The sequence below is a fragment of the Streptomyces sp. NBC_00203 genome (genome assembly GCF_045206325.1).
Taxonomy (GTDB): domain Bacteria; phylum Actinomycetota; class Actinomycetes; order Streptomycetales; family Streptomycetaceae; genus Streptomyces; species Streptomyces lutosisoli.
In genome coordinates, this window is sequence record NZ_CP108126.1 from 5,537,860 (window position 1) to 5,553,641 (window position 15,782).

General features: G+C 70.2%; 13 protein-coding genes. 10 read left to right on the top strand and 3 right to left on the bottom strand.

Translation table 11 applies throughout. From position 1 onward, the window contains the following. Nucleotides 1–142: 142 nt before the first annotated feature. Nucleotides 143–382 carry an FG-GAP repeat domain-containing protein gene (locus tag OG975_RS24905; RefSeq protein ID WP_406331567.1) on the bottom strand — a complete coding sequence of 80 codons (240 nt, stop codon included), beginning with the start codon at nt 380–382 and terminating at the stop codon, nt 143–145. A 133-nt stretch (nt 383–515) separates the two neighbouring features. Here OG975_RS24905 and OG975_RS24910 point away from each other — a divergent pair, with 133 nt between their 5' ends. Both OG975_RS24910 and OG975_RS24915 read left to right on the top strand, forming a co-directional pair. Then, nucleotides 516–1,487, top strand: a complete 972-nt coding sequence (locus OG975_RS24910; RefSeq protein ID WP_406331568.1) for an ATP-binding cassette domain-containing protein — start codon at nt 516–518, stop codon at nt 1,485–1,487. After that, a complete protein-coding gene (locus OG975_RS24915; protein ID WP_406331569.1) occupies nt 1,484–2,278 on the top strand; it encodes an ABC transporter permease in 795 nt (264 codons plus the stop codon). Before OG975_RS24910 ends, OG975_RS24915 begins: the two co-directional genes overlap by 4 nt. Here OG975_RS24915 and OG975_RS24920 read toward each other — a convergent pair. After that, the gene (locus OG975_RS24920; RefSeq protein ID WP_406331570.1) at nt 2,256–5,516 is read right to left on the bottom strand and encodes an ATP-binding protein; all 3,261 of its coding nucleotides are present in this window, start codon (nt 5,514–5,516) and stop codon (nt 2,256–2,258) included. The two genes, OG975_RS24915 and OG975_RS24920, sit on opposite strands and share 23 nt — an antisense overlap. Before the next feature lie 127 nt (nt 5,517–5,643). On the opposite strand from OG975_RS24920, the gene OG975_RS24925 reads away from it, so the two are divergent. Continuing rightward, complete coding sequence (locus tag OG975_RS24925; RefSeq protein WP_406331571.1) at nt 5,644–7,041, top strand: phosphatase PAP2 family protein; 1,398 nt, start codon at nt 5,644–5,646, stop codon at nt 7,039–7,041. 119 nt (nt 7,042–7,160) lie between these two features. Next, nucleotides 7,161–7,757 carry a hypothetical protein gene (locus OG975_RS24930; RefSeq protein ID WP_406331573.1) on the top strand — a complete coding sequence of 199 codons (597 nt, stop codon included), beginning with the start codon at nt 7,161–7,163 and terminating at the stop codon, nt 7,755–7,757. On the opposite strand, the gene OG975_RS24935 is transcribed toward OG975_RS24930, so the two are convergent. After that, nucleotides 7,741–9,129, bottom strand: coding sequence for a helix-turn-helix domain-containing protein (locus OG975_RS24935; RefSeq protein ID WP_406331574.1), 1,389 nt, complete (start codon nt 9,127–9,129; stop codon nt 7,741–7,743). The genes OG975_RS24930 and OG975_RS24935 overlap by 17 nt on opposite strands. A gap of 185 nt (nt 9,130–9,314) precedes the next feature. Here OG975_RS24935 and OG975_RS24940 point away from each other — a divergent pair, with 185 nt between their 5' ends. The 6 genes from OG975_RS24940 (at nt 9,315) to OG975_RS24965 (ending at nt 15,738) form a co-directional block, all read left to right on the top strand. Further along, nucleotides 9,315–10,040, top strand: a complete 726-nt coding sequence (locus OG975_RS24940; protein ID WP_406331576.1) for a DUF4232 domain-containing protein — start codon at nt 9,315–9,317, stop codon at nt 10,038–10,040. Nucleotides 10,041–10,201: 161 nt separating this feature from the next. Continuing rightward, complete coding sequence (locus tag OG975_RS24945) at nt 10,202–10,777, top strand: hypothetical protein (protein ID WP_406331578.1); 576 nt, start codon at nt 10,202–10,204, stop codon at nt 10,775–10,777. A 94-nt stretch (nt 10,778–10,871) separates the two neighbouring features. Then, a complete protein-coding gene (locus tag OG975_RS24950; protein ID WP_406331579.1) occupies nt 10,872–11,606 on the top strand; it encodes an alpha/beta fold hydrolase in 735 nt (244 codons plus the stop codon). A 73-nt stretch (nt 11,607–11,679) separates the two neighbouring features. Then, nucleotides 11,680–13,041 carry a carotenoid oxygenase family protein gene (locus tag OG975_RS24955; protein WP_406331580.1) on the top strand — a complete coding sequence of 454 codons (1,362 nt, stop codon included), beginning with the start codon at nt 11,680–11,682 and terminating at the stop codon, nt 13,039–13,041. 132 nt (nt 13,042–13,173) lie between these two features. Further along, on the top strand, nt 13,174–14,127 hold the full coding sequence (locus OG975_RS24960; protein WP_406331581.1) for an RNA polymerase sigma factor: 954 nt from the start codon (nt 13,174–13,176) through the stop codon (nt 14,125–14,127). Between the two features lie 276 nt (nt 14,128–14,403). Next, nucleotides 14,404–15,738, top strand: a complete 1,335-nt coding sequence (locus OG975_RS24965; RefSeq protein WP_406331582.1) for an extracellular solute-binding protein — start codon at nt 14,404–14,406, stop codon at nt 15,736–15,738. Nucleotides 15,739–15,782 lie beyond the last annotated feature (44 nt).

Genomic DNA, 15,782 nt, shown 5'->3' on the forward strand with positions numbered 1-15,782 from the left:
TGTCCTCATTCTGAAACGATCAATGAGTCACGTAACGCCGCAGCGGCAACCCAGCCACGTCGGGGGCCAGCTTCTCCTTCGGCCAAATCTCGGTGCCGTTCGGAACGCGGTGAACGATCCACACTTCATGGGGCGAGGCGGCTCAGACGACGGCCTTGTATCCCTGCCAGCCCGTCGCGATCTTCGAGCGACCGCCGAACGACCCCTTGCCGTCACCGCTGTTGCGCCACACGTTTCCGCTCGTGTCGCGCGAGACCAGGTCGGCCTTCCCGTCACCGGTGATGTCGCCGGCCCCGATGAACGTGTTGTACGAGGCGCCCCAGCCGGAGAGCACCTTCGCGCGGGCGCCGCGAGCTGGTGCGGCCGTCGGCTCCGGTGTCAACCGATGGGACCAGCTTGATCGACAAGCTCAACCGACGTCCTGGCCTGCAAGTTTCAGCACTCCAAAGCTCCCCCCGAAGCCCTGAAACCGCATTGAAGCCATCCTGAACCGCCCCACCCCCAAGCTCTGCCGCATGACATCAACGACCCACGAACTCGCCATCGCAGCCACCGGGCTGCGGAAGTCCTACGGGGACAAGACCGTCCTCGACGGCATCGACATCCAGGTGCCCGCCGGCACGATCTTCTCCCTCCTCGGGCCGAACGGCGCCGGTAAGACCACGGTGGTCAACATCCTGTCGACGCTGATCTCCGCCGACGGCGGACAGGCGCGGATCGCCGGGCACGACCTCAGTGCCGAGGCGCAGGCGGTGCGGGCCGCCATCGGTGTGACCGGCCAGTTCTCCGCCGTGGACGGACTGATCACCGGCGAGGAGAACATGCTTCTGATGGCCGACCTGCACCACCTCTCCAAGACTGAAGGCCGACGGGTCACCGCCGAGCTGCTGGAGCGGTTCGATCTCACCGAGGCCGCGAAGAAGCCCGCCTCCACCTACTCCGGCGGCATGAAGCGCCGCCTCGACATCGCCATGACCCTGGTCGGCAGCCCGCGGATCATCTTCCTCGACGAGCCGACCACCGGCCTCGACCCGCGCTCCCGGCACACCATGTGGCAGATCATCCGCGAGCTGGTCTCCGGCGGTACGACCGTCTTTCTCACCACCCAGTACCTGGAGGAGGCCGACCAACTCGCCGACCGCATCGCGGTGCTCAACGGCGGCAAGCTCGTCGCCGAGGGCAGTGCCGAGGAGCTCAAGCGGCTCGTCCCCGGCGGCCATGTGCGACTGCGCTTCGCCGACCCGGTGGCATATGAACAGGCGGCGACCGCACTGCGCGAGACCACCCGCGACGACGAGGCGCTCACCCTGCAGATCCCCAGTGGGGGAAGCCAGCGCGAACTGCGCGCCATCCTCGACTGGCTGGACGCCGCCGGCATCGAGGCCGACGAGCTGTCCGTGCACACCCCGGACCTGGACGACGTGTTCTTCGCCCTGACCGCAAGCCCCGTCCCCGCCCCCTCCACCAGCAAGGAGACCGTCCGATGAGCACCGCCGGCTACGCGTTCCGCGACAACCTCACCATGCTGCGGCGCAACCTCCTGCACGCCCGCCGCTACCCCTCCCTCACCCTGAACCTCCTGCTCACCCCGGTCATCCTGCTGCTGCTGTTCGTGTACCTCTTCGGCAACGTGATGAGCGCCGGCATCACCGGCGGCCACGCGAACCGCGCCGACTACGTCGCCTACCTCGTCCCCGGCATCCTTCTCCTGACCGTGGCCATGACCTCGCTCGGCACCGCGGTGGCCGTGTGCACCGACATGACCGAGGGCATCATGGCCAGGTTCCGCACCATGGCGATCTCCCGCGCCTCCGTGCTGATCGGACACGTGATCGGCAGCGTGATCCAGACGCTGATGGCTCTGGTGCTGGTCCTGGGTATCGGACTGGCCATCGGCTTCCGGCCCGACGCGAATCCGGTGGAGTGGGTGGCGGCGGCCGGGCTGATGGCTCTGGTCAGCCTCGCGCTGACCTGGCTCGCGGTCGGTATCGGTCTGGTGAGCCCCAACCCTGAGGGGGCCAGCAACATCGGGACGCCGCTGGTGATGCTGCCGTTCCTGTCCAGCGCGTTCGTGCCGGTGGACGCCATGCCGGGCTGGTTCCGCTGGTTCGCCGAGTACCAGCCGTTCACGCCCGTCATCGAGACCCTGCGCGGGCTGCTGCTGGGCAGCGGGATCGGCGCCAAGAACGCGGTACTGGCCGTCGTCTGGTGCCTGGGGCTGACCGTGCTGGGCTACCTGTGGTCCAAGGCGAAGTTCAACCGTGAGTCGCGGAGTTGAGTTCGCGCAGGGCCGCGGCCCGCAGTTCCTCCCGCCCCAGGGCGGCGTACGTCGACCTCGCGTCGTCGTAGGCCGCCCTGTCGGCGTTCTCGGCAGCCTGCCGGGACCGGGCCGAGGACAGGGTGGACCACTCCCGCACCGCCGGCATCCGCTCCGCCAGCGCCACCAGCCGTACGGCCGCCGGGTCGCCCCCGGCCAGCCCGGCGAAGCCGAGCGCCAGCAACGCCGTGCCGTACACCGGCAGTTCCATCGGAGACCCGTCCCCCGCAGAGCCGTCCCCCGAAGAGCCGTCTCCTGAAGAGCCGGACAGCATCCCCAGCAGCCGCTCCCGCAGATGCCCGGCCAGCGCGGGCACCGGCTCAAGGCGGCCGTGCTGTGCGTGCGCCGCCAGCGCGGCCGACTGGATCTCCAGTGCCCACGGCTCCACGAACGGATCGCCGGTGTGCAGCGCGCCGGCCTCCCGGACCCGCTCCACCGCCCGGCGCCACAGCCCGAGCCCGACCTCGGTCAGCCCCCGGGCCAGCGCGATCTCCGCCCGCGCCACCAGATCGGGCGTGAAGATCCGGGCGGCCTCCGACTGCTGGTCCAGGGCCGCGAGTCCCAGCCAGTACTCCGCCTCGTCGATCTCCCCGCGCTGCAGACAGGCGATCACCAGGCCCCAGCGGACGCCGATCGAGTCCGGCCAGCCGTCGAACTCGTCGAGCGTGCTCAACGCGGCGCGCAGATGGTCGTACGCCTCCTGGCCACGCTCGGACTGGAGGCACAGTTCGCTGATCCGCCCATGGCTGAGGAGCCGCATGGCCGGATTCCGCAGCGATCGCCACGCGTCGGGCACCCGGCGGGCGTACTCCAGCGCGCGCTCCGGCTCGTGCTCGGATTCCCACACGTAGCTGGCGATGCACGAGGCGACGCCCGCCAGCATGGGCTCGTCGGCGTCGCACAGCTCCCGCAGCCGTGCGTACCGGGGCGGGTGCATGTCCGGGACGGCGCACAGCACGACGGCCACCGCCCGCATCAGGGTGTCCGGCGGGGCGGGCGGCAGTCGGCGCAGTGTGACGAGCTGGCGTACGGCGCGCGGGCCCATGCCCATGAGGAGGCTGCTCGCGCACACCGCCGCCGCGCTGCGGGCCGCCTCCACGTCCTCGGGGTTCTCGGGGCCGGGGCGGAACCGGGACAGCGGCCCGCCGGTCTCGGCGCACAGGGCGACGACCCGGGCGTAGTTGGAGTCGGTGACCCACAGGGAGGCCAGCACGGCGGTGACCGCCGCGGTGGTGGGCCCGTCGGCGCGTGCCAGCGCGTACCGCAGGGCCAGGACGAGGTTGTCCTGCTCGGTACGCATACGGAACCACGAGGGCAGCGGATCGCCGCGGAACAGCGCGTCGTGGTGCGCACGCCCGAAGTCCCGGGCCCAGACAAGGAACCGGCCGGTCACCGCCTCCTCCTCACCGGCCTCGGCGCGCCGGGCGGCACTGAACTCCCGCAGCGTCTCCAGCATGTGGAAGCGCACCCCGGAGTGACCCTCGGAAGGGCTCGGGGAACGACCCCCGGAAGGGCCCTCGGAACGACCCCCGGAAGGGCCCTCGGAAGGACCCTCGGATGAGCTCTCGCCCACCTTGAGCAGCGACTGACCTGCCAGCTGCTCCAGCAGCGTCAGCGCGTCCCCGCTCTCGCCGAGCACGCACTGGGCCGCGTCCTCGGTGAACCCCCCGGGGAAGACGGACAACGCGCGCAGCGCCGCCCGGCCATCTGGCTCCAGGAGATTCCAGCTCCACTCGACCACGGCCTGAAGTGTGCGGTGCCGCTCGGGCGCGTCGCGGGCGCCGCCGCGCAGCAGCGCGAAACGGTCCCGGAGCCGGCGCGAGATGTCGGCCACCGAGAGCACCCGGACCCGGGCCGCGGCGAGTTCGACGGCCAGGGGCAGCCCGTCCAGGTGACGGCAGATCTCGGCCACCTTGTCGGCGGGCAGTTCCACGCCGGGCCTGGCGGCCCGCGCCCGCTGCCCGAAGAGCTCGACCGACGTCGCCAGCGACAGCTCCGGCAGGGCGTACACCGACTCCGAGGTCAGTCCCAGCGGAGCCCGGCTGGTGGCCAGAACGCGCAGCTCCTTCGACCGCGACACCAGCGCCTGTACGAGTCCGGCGGCGCCGGCGATCACCTGCTCGCAGTTGTCCAGCACCAGCAGCGCGGGCCCGGCGCCCAGCGCGGCGACGATGCCGCTGATCACATCCCCGCCCCCGCTGAACCGCCCGCCCTCCCCGGCACCGACGGCCGAGGCCACTTCGGCGGTGACGTCGTCATCGGCGAGGACACCGGCCACGGTGACGAAATGCACCACGGGCTGCTCAGCCGCCCGGCTCACCGCGTGGGAGAGACGGGTCTTGCCCAGCCCGCCGGGACCGACGAGCGTGACCACCCGGACCTCGCGCAGCAGCCCGGCCACGGCGGCGATGTCGGTGTCCCGCCCCAGCAGCGGGTTCGGCTCGTGCGGCACACCGTGGCGGACACGCGGTACGTCCGCCCGCACCAACTCCTGGTACACGGACCGGAGTCCGGGCCCCGGATCGGTCCCCAGCTCGTCCCGCAGCCCGCGGCGATAGGCGTCGTACCGGGTCAGCGCCGCGGCCCGCCCGGCGGTCGCGGCCTCACACCGCAGCAGCTCCGCCAACACCTCCTCGTCGCGCGGCAGTTCGCGGGCCAGCCCGGTCAGCGGCGCCGCCGCCTCCTCCCGCCGCCCCGTCCGGGCGAGCGCGAGCGCCCGGAAGCGGACCAGCGCACGATGCGTCCGGCCCCGGTCGGCGCGCAGCGCCACCACCGGATCGTGCAGGCCCTCTCCCGCCCCGGCCCCCGTGCTCCCGTCCCACAGAGCCAGGCCCGCCTCGGCTTGTGCCAAGGAGCCCGCGTGATCCCCGGCCCTCGCGCGCTCGGCGCTCGCCGCCTCGTGCAGCAGCAGCGCGGAACTGTCGACCTGTGCCTCGTCCAGCGCCAGCCGGTACCCCGTCGGCGTGCTCACGACCAGGTCGGCCCCTATCTGCGCCCTGAGCCGCGACACCAGGACCTGCGCCGCCTTCCCCGGCCGCTCCGGCAGCTCGTCCGGCCACAGACCCTCCACCAGCCGCCCGGTGCTGCAGCCGGTGCGCAGATCCTCGGCAAGCAAGGCCAACAGCCCGCGCAGCCGGGGGGCGGTGATCTCCCGCCCGCGACAGGCGACTTCGGACAGCAGGATCAACTCGGTGGTCACGCCTGCAGATTAGCCAGTACCGCGCCGGACGCGACGCTTCACTGCCCGCCCTTCACCGGAAACAATGCCATTGCGCGATTATCAACTGCTCAGTAAAAATCAGCGTATCTACTGAAAAGTGAGATTTATGAAATCGCAGATATGGGCACGAATAAGATACGGAATTACGTTCTCCGGATGGCGCCAACCACGGGCGAGACTCTGGGCCGTGGCGGGTGTGGCGGCACTCGGATTCCTCATCATGCTGGAGATCGCCGCGCGCCGCTACGGCCTGCCCGGGCCGATTACCAACCAGGTGCAAGAGGTGATATTGGCCCCCAAATCGGGGCCGCTGTTGTACGCCAGTATGGCGTTGATGATGGTGGTGCTCACCTGGCGGCAGCGGTTCATCGCGGCTGGTGCCGCGATCGGTATCGACGTCGTCCTCTCGCTGGTGCGGTGGGCGGTCGACGCCAGGACGACCGACGGCCAGCCCTTCGGCAACGGCGCGTTGTGGGTGATTCTGGGCTACGCGGTCATCGCCGTCACGCGCCGCACAGGCCGGGAACGTGTCCTGCTGCTGAAGGGCGTCGGGCTGGCCCTGCTGCTGGTGGCCGGCCGCAAGACCGGCGACACCTGGCTACTCGTCACCTCGAAGACCCGCCCGGCGGTGCTCGACCAGTACGTGGCGACCGCCGATCACGCGCTGGGCAACCCGTCGTGGTTTGCAGGCCGGATCGTCACGGCCACCGGCCCGATCGGCTTCAATTTTCTCGACATCGTCTACGGTCAGCTCGCGGTGGCCGCGGTCGTCGTCGCCCTGTACCAACTGCGCAACGTGGCGGTCGAGCGCCGCTTCCCGCGCCACCATCTGGTGCGCACCTTTCTGGCGATCGGCCTCATCGGGCCGGCCATCTACATGATCTTCCCGGTGGTCGGACCGGTCTTCGCCTACGGCACCGGCGCCGAGCACTGGGCGGCAGTCAGCCTGTGGGCACAGACGCCGCCCAGCGGGCACTGGGCGACGGCCGACCTGTGGCCGGACACGCTGCCGCCGATCACTACCCCGCACCACATGCCGTTCGACGAGATCACCCCACGCAACTGCATGCCCAGCCTGCACACGGCGTGGGCCACCGCGATCTTCATTCATTCCCGCAAAGGCCCACGGATTCTGCAATGGGCGGGCGCGTTCTGGCTGATCGCCACGCTCAGCGCAACGCTGGGATTCGGCTACCACTACGGCGCCGATCTCATCGCCGGCGCGGTGTTCGCGCTCACGATCGAGGCGGCTCTGCGCGCGCACGACCACGGCTGGGACCGATCAGGAATCCAGCTGGTCACCTACGGCGCAACGGTCTTCGCCGCGCTCCTGGTGTCCTATCGCTATCTGCCGATGGAGATGGCCCGACATCCGTGGGTGGCTGGACCACTTCTCATTCTGGCGATGACCTCGGTGATCTACGGCTACGTACGGACCACCAAACTGTGGGAGTCGAAGCCCGCACCGGCGCGGCAACCGGAATCACAACTCGAACCGGCGTGAATGACCTGGGAAGCGGAAGCCCCGCCAACCGGGCCAGGCTTTCGGGCCCGTCCGGCATGGCAGCGGGTCGACGGCGTGTTCCGCCTGGATGCTGAGAGCCGAACCAGGCAGGAGAGAGCGTGAACGATTCCAGCCCGCAAGGACCCCGGAGTTCGGCATCCACCAGCGCGGGTCATGACGTTGCCGGTGCGCCGGGAGTCATCGGCATCGCCCTCGCCGCCGTGCTGGCGGCCGCACTCGCGGAAGGTTCGTGGCAGTGGTTCGCCACCTACATCGGGGTGACGCTTCTCGCGGTGATCTTCTCCTTCTACCGGCTGCCGAGGTGGACGCCCGGCCTCCGATCCGAGTACGCGCGGAATCTGACGGCGTATTCGCTGGTCGTCGGCCTGTGTGCATCGATCGCACTGGCCCCCATGCTGCAGCGCTGGGCGTGGCTGTTTCCGATGCCGGGCACCCGTGACCGGTGTCCCGCGCTGGGCGCCTACGAGAGCATCCGGACGGAGGCGGCGCTGGCGAACCTGGCCGGCCGTGACGGTGCCGCCTTGGCTCACGCGCAGGACGTCCAGAGCCACACCGCCGTTGCCGACTGCCTGTCCGCCACCACGACCCTGTGGTTGCCGGTGTACGCGGCCGGAGTGGCTGTGCTGGTGGCTCTGGTCGCGTGGTCCGTCGACCGAGCCCGGGTGAGGAACGAGGCGGTCAGCTCTCCCGCTTGATCCACTCGCCGCCGCCCAGCGGGTAGTCGTAGCCCGGGCGGTCCGCGTCGGCGCTGGTGCGGAACGGGGTGCCGTTGTCGTCAATGTGGACGGTGCCACGGCGGCTGCCACTGGACCAGTCCAGGGTGAGGTCCCAGCGGACGTCGTGCGCCTCGGTGTGGGCGTTGACGTAGAAGACCTCCGGGTCGGACTCGCTGACCTTGTACGGGAATTCGCGCTGGCCGTTCTTGACGGTGACCGTGGGACTGCCGATGTCGAGGCCGATGTCGAACGACTTGGTGCCGACGCCACCGCCGCAGCCGACGCCCATTGAGTAGTCGTTCCAGGCGAGCGGCGCGCCCTTGGTGAGGACGCGTACGTGCAACGCCTCCAGGACGACGGTCTCCTTGCCGGTGCCCTGGACGGTGAGGGCGATCCGCTGTTCGCGCGAGGACACCGCCCCGTACGCGGCGGCCCAGCGCGGGGCGTCCTGCTCGCTCGCCGGCGGCCCGACCTGTTCGGGCTCGCTGTCGACCAGGAAGTGCTGGCTGCACGGGTCGTCGTAGACGTAGGGACGGGTGCCGACAGTGAGCGGCACGGCGCCGGTGGCGCTGTCGCCGGTGGACTGGGCCGCGCCCTGCTTGCCGCTGCCCTTCGAAGTGCCGGATCCGGCTCCCTCGGACTCGGTGGGGGAGGCGGAGGCGGATGCGGACGGCTTGTGTCCCTTCGCGCTCGGGGACGGAGCGGCGGACGGCTTCCCGGCGTCCGCCGTGCCGGTGATCACGGCGGTGTCGCCGGCCCGTCGGTCACCCGCGCCGCCGGACGGCAGATTCAGGGAGAGCACGACAGCCCCCAGTACGGCGGTCACCGCGACGGAGGCGATCAGCACGGTGCGGCGACTATGGGGACGACGGGGACGGCGGGGCGGTGCGAGGTCCCGCGGCGCGTCGACGACAACCGGCTCACCGCTTTCGCCCTCGCCCCGTTCGTACGATGCCGTTGAGCCGGTATCGACCCTCTCAACCGTTCCGGCCGCATCAGCCGAACTGGCCGCATCAGCCGAACTGGCCGCATGAGCCGAACTGGCGGCTCCCTGAATCGAACCCGTCGGTGCGACCTGATCCGCCCTGCGCCCCCGTGCCGCGTCCGCCAGGATCCAGCGCCGGTGCAGCTCGACCAGGTCCTGCGGCGTTGCCCGGCAGACCCTTGCGAGGCGCTCCACCGGTGCGTAATCGATCGGTACGGCGGTGCCGTTGCAGTAGCGGTGGAGTGTCGACGTACTCATGTGGAGCCGCTTGGCAAGCGCCCCGTAGCTCAGTCCCGAGCGGTCCTTGAGCTCTCGCAGCAGCCGCGCGAAGGCCTCCGTCTCCTCGGCCCCTGTTGCCGCTGACACCCGTTCCCCTATCCCCGTGTTCCATTCGCGCGTTCCAGGGCCACTGCTTTCTCCCTGGTCAGAGCGCGTTTCGGCGTTCCAGCGTCCCCAACTGCCCGCCGTGCGTGGCGGTTGGGACGGATCACCTCACAAGCTTCGGTCATCCAATCACCACCCCCACCCGAACATCGAAGGGGCACAGCCACATGTCCAACCTCCGCGCCTCCCGCACTCGTCTCGTCGGCGCCGCCGCGACCGTCGTTCTCGCCGCGCTCTCCCTGACCGCGTGCAACGACGGAACAGGGGCCCGCGACGAGGGCGCCTCGGCCAACAGCACGACCGCGAACTCCCCTTCCGGCGCGTCCACTTCCGGCTCCGGCTCCGGCTCCGGCTCCAACTCCTCCTCTCCCTCCACTTCCTCCTCCTCGGACGGCAAGCCCGCCACCGCCACTACCGGGCCCGCCACGGGCACCTCCGCGTCGAAGACGCCCGTCTCCTCCGGCAAGCCGGTCACCTGCGAGGGGTCCAACACCAAGACGGTCGCGGCCCCGCTGAACCGCCCCGTGAACCACATGCTGCTCACGGTGACCAACACCGGTGGCAAGACCTGCTACCTCTACGGCTACCCGGCCATCCGCTTCGGCGAGGCCCAGGCCGTGCCTCCGGTCATCGAGGAGTCGCAGCCGCAGGCAGTCGTCACGCTTGAGCCGGGCGAGTCCGGCTACGCCTCCGTGAGCCTGTCCGCCACCGACGGCAGCGGCTCGAACGGCCACACCGAGAAGTCCCTGGCCGTCTACTTCCGCGGCCGCTCCGGCAACGAGAGCGTCGGCTCGGGCGCTCACCCCTCACTGCCCGCGAAGGGCGTCTACGTCGACGACTCGCTCAAGGTCACGTACTGGCAGCAGTCGATGGACGACGCCGTCAACTGGTGACGCCTGGAGGGAGACGGGACGGCACAGTGGCTGTGACGAGCGTCACATTCCCAGGTTCGAACTTCGACGCTCGCCCTGCATCTAGTCGGAGTCGGTCACCGAACGGCTTCGGATCAACACCTATCCACAGCCGTCCCTTTCCTGTCACCAAGGAACACTCAATGGGTTATCTGCGCGGATTCATCCCCTGGATCATCGCCGGCGTCATCTCGTCCTTCGACTGGCGCTGGGGCGCGATCGCAGGTCTCGTCTCGGGGCTGCTGCTTCTTCTCCAGGACCGCCGTCGGGGGGTCGGTTCCGACGCCCTGGTCCTGGAGATCAGCACGGTCGTGTACTTCGTCGTGGTGGGCGCCGTCTCCGTCGCCGATCCGGGTTCGGCCCTGGCGGACCACACCGACGTCGTCTCCTTCGCGTGGCTGGCCGCCACCGCCTGGGGGACCCTGGCGATCCGCCGCCCCTTCACGCTGGGCATCGCCAAGCGCCAGACACCGCGCGAGTACTGGGACATGCCGGAGTTCATCCGGGTCAACAACCACATCACCAGCGCGTGGGGCGCCGGCTTCACCTTCATCGGCGTCAGCCTGGCCGTCTGCGGGACGGTGGACGCCCCGGCCTGGATGGGAATCGCCGCCCATGTCATCGGTCTCGTCGGCCCCGCCGTCTTCACGAAGGTCTGGCCGGCCCGGGCCCAGGCGCGGCTGCGGGACCAGGCACCGGTGACGGCCCTTCCCCAATAGGCCCCAATAGGCCGTCCCGGCCGCCCCTTTCGCCTCGCATGACTTCCGCGACCTCGCGACCAACAACTCACCGCACCGAAGGAGCCGGCCCATCATGAGTACCGTCCCAGAAGCCAGGAGTACCGCCCCGGAAGCAAGGAACGTCGTTCTCGTCCACGGCGGATTCGTCGACGGGTCGGGCTGGAAGGGGGTCTACGACCTGCTCCGGGCGGACGGCTACAACGTCGGCGTCGTCCAGAACCCCACCCTCTCCCTCGAAGGCGATGTCGCCGCCACCAGGCGGATCCTCGACGCTCAGGACGGTCCGACCGTACTGGTCGGGCACTCCTACGGCGGTGCGGTGATCTCCGAAGCGGGCAACCACGAGAAGGTGACCGCGCTCGTGTATGTCGCGGCGTTCGTGCCCGACAAGGACGAGTCGGTGAGCACCCTCATCGCCGACCCGCCGCCCGGAGCGCCGGTTCCGCCGATCCTGGCGCCCGTCGGAGGGTTCCTCTTCCTCGACCGGGAGAAGTTCGCCGCGTCCTTCGCCGGGGACCTGCCCTCCGACGAGGCCCGGTTCCTCGCCGACTCCCAAGTGCCCTGGGGCGTGGACGCGTTGGGCGGCACCGTCACCCAACCTGCCTGGCGCGCCAAGCCGAGCTTCTATCTGGTGGCGGCGGACGACCGCATGATTCCGCCGCCGGCCCAGCGCGCCATGGCCGAGCGGGCCGGAGCGACGGTTGCCGAGACCGGCGGCAGCCACGCCGTGTACGTGTCCAAGCCCGGTGAGGTCGTCGCGATCGTCAAGAAGGCCGCGTCAGCCGTCTTCTCGGGGGACACCGAATGAGGAACCTCCGCGAGGGGCCGCGTGGCTACGCCGTCGCGGCACACGGCGTTGTCCGGTCACCCGGGCCGGCGGCATGACCGACGAGACGACTCTTCCCCTCTACGTCCGGGGCCGCTTCGCCCCGGTCCCCGACGAGTACAGCGCGGCCGGTCTCACCGTGCGGGGCTCGCTGCCGCCCGACCTGGACGGCCGCTATCTGCGCAACGGCCCCAACCCGCTGCCCGGCGAGGACCCGGGCCACTGGTTCACCGGCCCCGGCATGCTCCACGGCATCCGGCTGCGCGGCGGTCGCGCCGAGTGGTACCGCAACCGGTGGGTCCGCACCCGGGAACTGGAGGGCCACCCCTTCATCCGCGAGGACTTCACCGTCGACCTGGCCGCGACGCCCGCCAACACTCACGTGATCCGGCACGCGGACACCGTGCTGGCCCTGTGCGAGGTGGGCCTTCCCTACTGGGTCACCGACACGCTGGAGACCGTCGGGCCGTACGACTTCAGCGGGCGGCTGACCACCGCGATGACCGCGCATCCCAAGGAGGACCCGGTCACGGGCGAACTGCACCTGTTCGGGACCGGGTTCGCCCCGCCGTACCTCACCTACCACCGGGTCACCGCGGAGGGAGAACTGCTCGACAGCCGGCCGGTCGACGTGCCGGGCCCGACGATGATGCACGACTTCGCCAACACCGAGCACCACATCGTCTGGATGGACCTCCCCGTCGTCTTCGACCCCACCCTGGCCGGACGCGGCGGCATGCCCTACCGATGGGACGAGGGCTACGGCGCCCGGCTCGGGATCATGTCCCGCACACCCGGCAGCACCGAGGTGAGGTGGTACGACATCGATCCCTGCTACGTCTTCCACGTGGGCAACGCCCACGAGGACGCGCAGGGGCGGATCGTGCTGGACGCGGTGCGCCACGACCCCGCCGGCTTCCAGCACGCCTGGTCGGACATCGGCGGCCCCACCGGGCCGAACGGCCTGGCGGGGGTGAGGGAACCGGGCCACCCCCAGGGCCCCTCCGTCCTGTACCGCTGGACGCTGGACCCGGTGGCCGGCCGCGTCACCGAGTCCCGGCTGGACGACCGCGAGGCCGAGTTCCCCACCCACAACGAGAGCCTCACCGGGCGCCCCAACCGCTTCTTGTACACCGTCTCCGGCGACGGCGTCGTCAAGCATGACCTCGCGCGCGGCACCAGCCACATCCACAGGACGCCCGGCAGCCGCTACCCGGGAGAGGCGGTCTTCGTTCCGGCGGCGTACGGCACCGGCGAGGACGAGGGCTGGCTGCTGTCGCTCGTCTCGGACGACCACGGTGCGGCGGGCGAACTGCTCGTCCTCGACGCCAAGGAGCTCTCCGTCCAGGCGGTGGTGGAATTGCCGTACCCCGTCCCGGCCGGTTTCCACGGCAGCTGGCTGCCGGAGCTCTCATGACCGGGGCATGATGCACGCATCGGCATGTCCGGGGGCTTCGGCCGGCGGTGTGCGCCGAAGCCCCGCCGGGCCGAACCCCGCACCACACGGTCCATGACGCGTCACCCGTCGCCACGGAGGTGTTCGCACGACATGACAGCGCTCAGCCCTCCCACGGACGCGGAACTCACCCGCAGGGCCCAGGCCGGTGAGACCGCGGCGCTCGGTCTGCTGCTGGCCCGCCACCAGGCGCCGATGCGCGCCGTGGCGATGAGCCTGCTCGGCTACGGCCACGACGCGGAGGACGCGGTGCAGGACGCCGCGTTGACCGCGCTGCGGCGCATCGGCGACGTACGGGATCCCGCGGCCGTGGGCGCGTGGCTGCGGGCGATCGTGCGCAACAACTCCCGCATGCGCCTGCGCGCCACACGGGAGACAACGGGCCTCGACGGCCTGGACCACCTGCACCCTCGCGACCACGAGGCCTCGCACCCCGAGCGGGTCGTCGAACAGCACGCGATGCGTGACTGGATCTGGGACGCGATGGAGGAACTGCCGGAGCAGCTCCGGCTGGTGCTCATGCTGCGGCACTTCAGCGGCATCACCTCCTACCAGGAGATCGCCAACGCCTGCGAGGTACCGGTCGGCACGGTGCGCAGCCGGCTCAGCCAGGCCCGCGGAAAGCTGGCCCAGGTGCTGCTGACGACCGCCACGGAGGCCCACGACGATGCCTCCCGTCTCACCGAGGACAGCCGGCACGAGGCCGAGGTCACGCTGGAGGGCGCCAGGCGCGGCCGACAGCCCAGCGAGATCCTGGAGTTGTGGCCGACGGACACCGAACTGGTCGGCATCCTCAGCGCGCCGGGCGAGCGCAGCCATCCCTTCCCGGCCATGCGGCGGACCCGGGAAAAGGGCGTGACCCAGCACCTGCGCCATGTAGTGGCCAGCCGCGACATCACCATCTGGGAGATGGACGTCACCAACCCCGCCGGTATCCCCGACCCCTGCCCGCCGACCCTCGCCTGGCTCATGTTCCGCCAGAACCGAAGGGTGCAAAGGCTCCGGGTGGTCTTCCCCAACTGTGCGGGGTCGCCCGCAGACGGGTGAGAAGCCACTGCCCGGCGCCGGTTCTCCCGCACCTCGCGCACGGGCGGCAGCCGGCATGAGCGGCAGGCGCCCGGCGCCTGTTTTTCCCGCAGGGACACAGGTCCGCGAAAGTATTTCGTAACCGGGGTATTTCCCGTCCTTGTCGCGGCCGTGAATTCCGTGTCAGTGTCCCGGCCAGCAGGCAGTCCGTCGGCAGCGTGGCCCCCGAAAGGCTTTCGTACCGGTCTCCGATCCGCCTGGCTCACCGACGGCATGTGAGAAGAAGAGAGGCACACCATGCGGGGAATACCGGTCAACGGAAATCTCGGAAGCCCGAGAATTCGACGCGTCGTCGCGTCCGCGGTCACCCTCACGGCGGCCATGGGCCTTGCCGCGTGCGGGACTTCGGGACCGTCCGGATCGTCCGAGGGCTCGTCCGCGAAGGGCCTCACGATGTGGGCGCTCAACGACCAGACGATCCTCAAGGAGTCCGTCGACGCCTACAACAAGGACCACCCCGACGAGAAGATCACCCTGCGGCTGTTCGCGAACGACGACTACAAGCAGAAGCTGCGCGTCGCCTTCGGCGCGAACCAGGCCCCGGACATCTTCTTCAGCTGGGGCGGCGGGGCCCTGGACGACTACGTCAAGGCCGGCAAGGTCGACGCGCTGACGGCGGCCGAGGCGAACACGGACCGGTTCACCCCGAGCGTGATGCAGAGCGCCACCTTCGACGGCAAGGTCTACGGCGTGCCCGCCAACGGCCTCGCTCCGGTCGTCCTCTACTACAACAAGAAGGTGCTGGCCGACGCGGGCGTCGAGCCGCCGAAGACGTACGCCGACCTGCTGGCGGCCGTGAAGAAGCTGAAGGGCAAGGGCGTCACGCCGCTCTCCCTCGCCGCGAACTCCAAGTGGCCGACGCTGATGTACCTGGAGTACCTGCTCGACCGCCAAGGCGGCTCCCAGGCGTTCTCGAAGATCGCCTCCGGTGACACGTCGGCGTGGAAGGACGCGTCGGTCACCAAGGCCAACCAGTACCTCCAGGACCTGGCGAAGGCCGGGGCCTTCGGGGACAACGCCTCTTCCGTCAGCTACGACCAGGGCGCCTCCACGGCCCTGCTCTACACGGGCAAGGCGGCCATGGAGGTCATGGGCACCTGGGAGTACGCCAACATCGCCAAGGCCGCGCCCGACTTCCTGAAGAAGGGCGACCTCGGCTACACCGCCTTCCCGTCGCTGTCCGGTGGTGCCGGCGACCCGAACAGCATCGTCGGCAACCCCTCGAACTTCCTGTCGCTGAACTCGTCGACCAAGCACAGGTCCGCGGCCCTCACGTACCTCAAGGACTACGTCCTGGACGGTTCCCAGGTCGACGCCTACCTCGCCGCCGGCAGCGTGCCGCCGGTCAAGGGCCTGGAGTCGAAGCTGGCCGCGGTGAAGTCGTCGTCCGACAAGGCGTGGCTGACCTTCGTCTACAACCTGGTGGAGAAGGCTCCGGGCTTCCAGCTCTCCTGGGACCAGGCGCTGCCGTCCGATCAGGCGGACCCGCTGCTGACCAACACCGACAAGTCGTTCCTGCGCCAGATCTCGCCCGGCGACTTCGGTGTGAACATGAGCAAGGCGGGGTCGTGACGGTCACCATCCCCGCGCGCCGCAGAGGAGGCCGCGCCCCCAGC

Bases quoted from the DNA above. Each gene is read 5' to 3' on its own strand.
- OG975_RS24925 (WP_406331571.1), top strand. From the start codon at position 5,644: ATGAAATCGCAGATATGGGCACGAATAAGATACGGAATTACGTTCTCC.
- OG975_RS24950 (WP_406331579.1), top strand. From the start codon at position 10,872: ATGAGTACCGTCCCAGAAGCCAGGAGTACCGCCCCGGAAGCAAGGAAC.
- OG975_RS24960 (WP_406331581.1), top strand. From the start codon at position 13,174: ATGACAGCGCTCAGCCCTCCCACGGACGCGGAACTCACCCGCAGGGCC.
- OG975_RS24945 (WP_406331578.1), top strand. From the start codon at position 10,202: ATGGGTTATCTGCGCGGATTCATCCCCTGGATCATCGCCGGCGTCATC.
- OG975_RS24910 (WP_406331568.1), top strand. From the start codon at position 516: ATGACATCAACGACCCACGAACTCGCCATCGCAGCCACCGGGCTGCGG.
- OG975_RS24965 (WP_406331582.1), top strand. From the start codon at position 14,404: ATGCGGGGAATACCGGTCAACGGAAATCTCGGAAGCCCGAGAATTCGA.
- OG975_RS24915 (WP_406331569.1), top strand. From the start codon at position 1,484: ATGAGCACCGCCGGCTACGCGTTCCGCGACAACCTCACCATGCTGCGG.
- OG975_RS24940 (WP_406331576.1), top strand. From the start codon at position 9,315: ATGTCCAACCTCCGCGCCTCCCGCACTCGTCTCGTCGGCGCCGCCGCG.
- OG975_RS24955 (WP_406331580.1), top strand. From the start codon at position 11,680: ATGACCGACGAGACGACTCTTCCCCTCTACGTCCGGGGCCGCTTCGCC.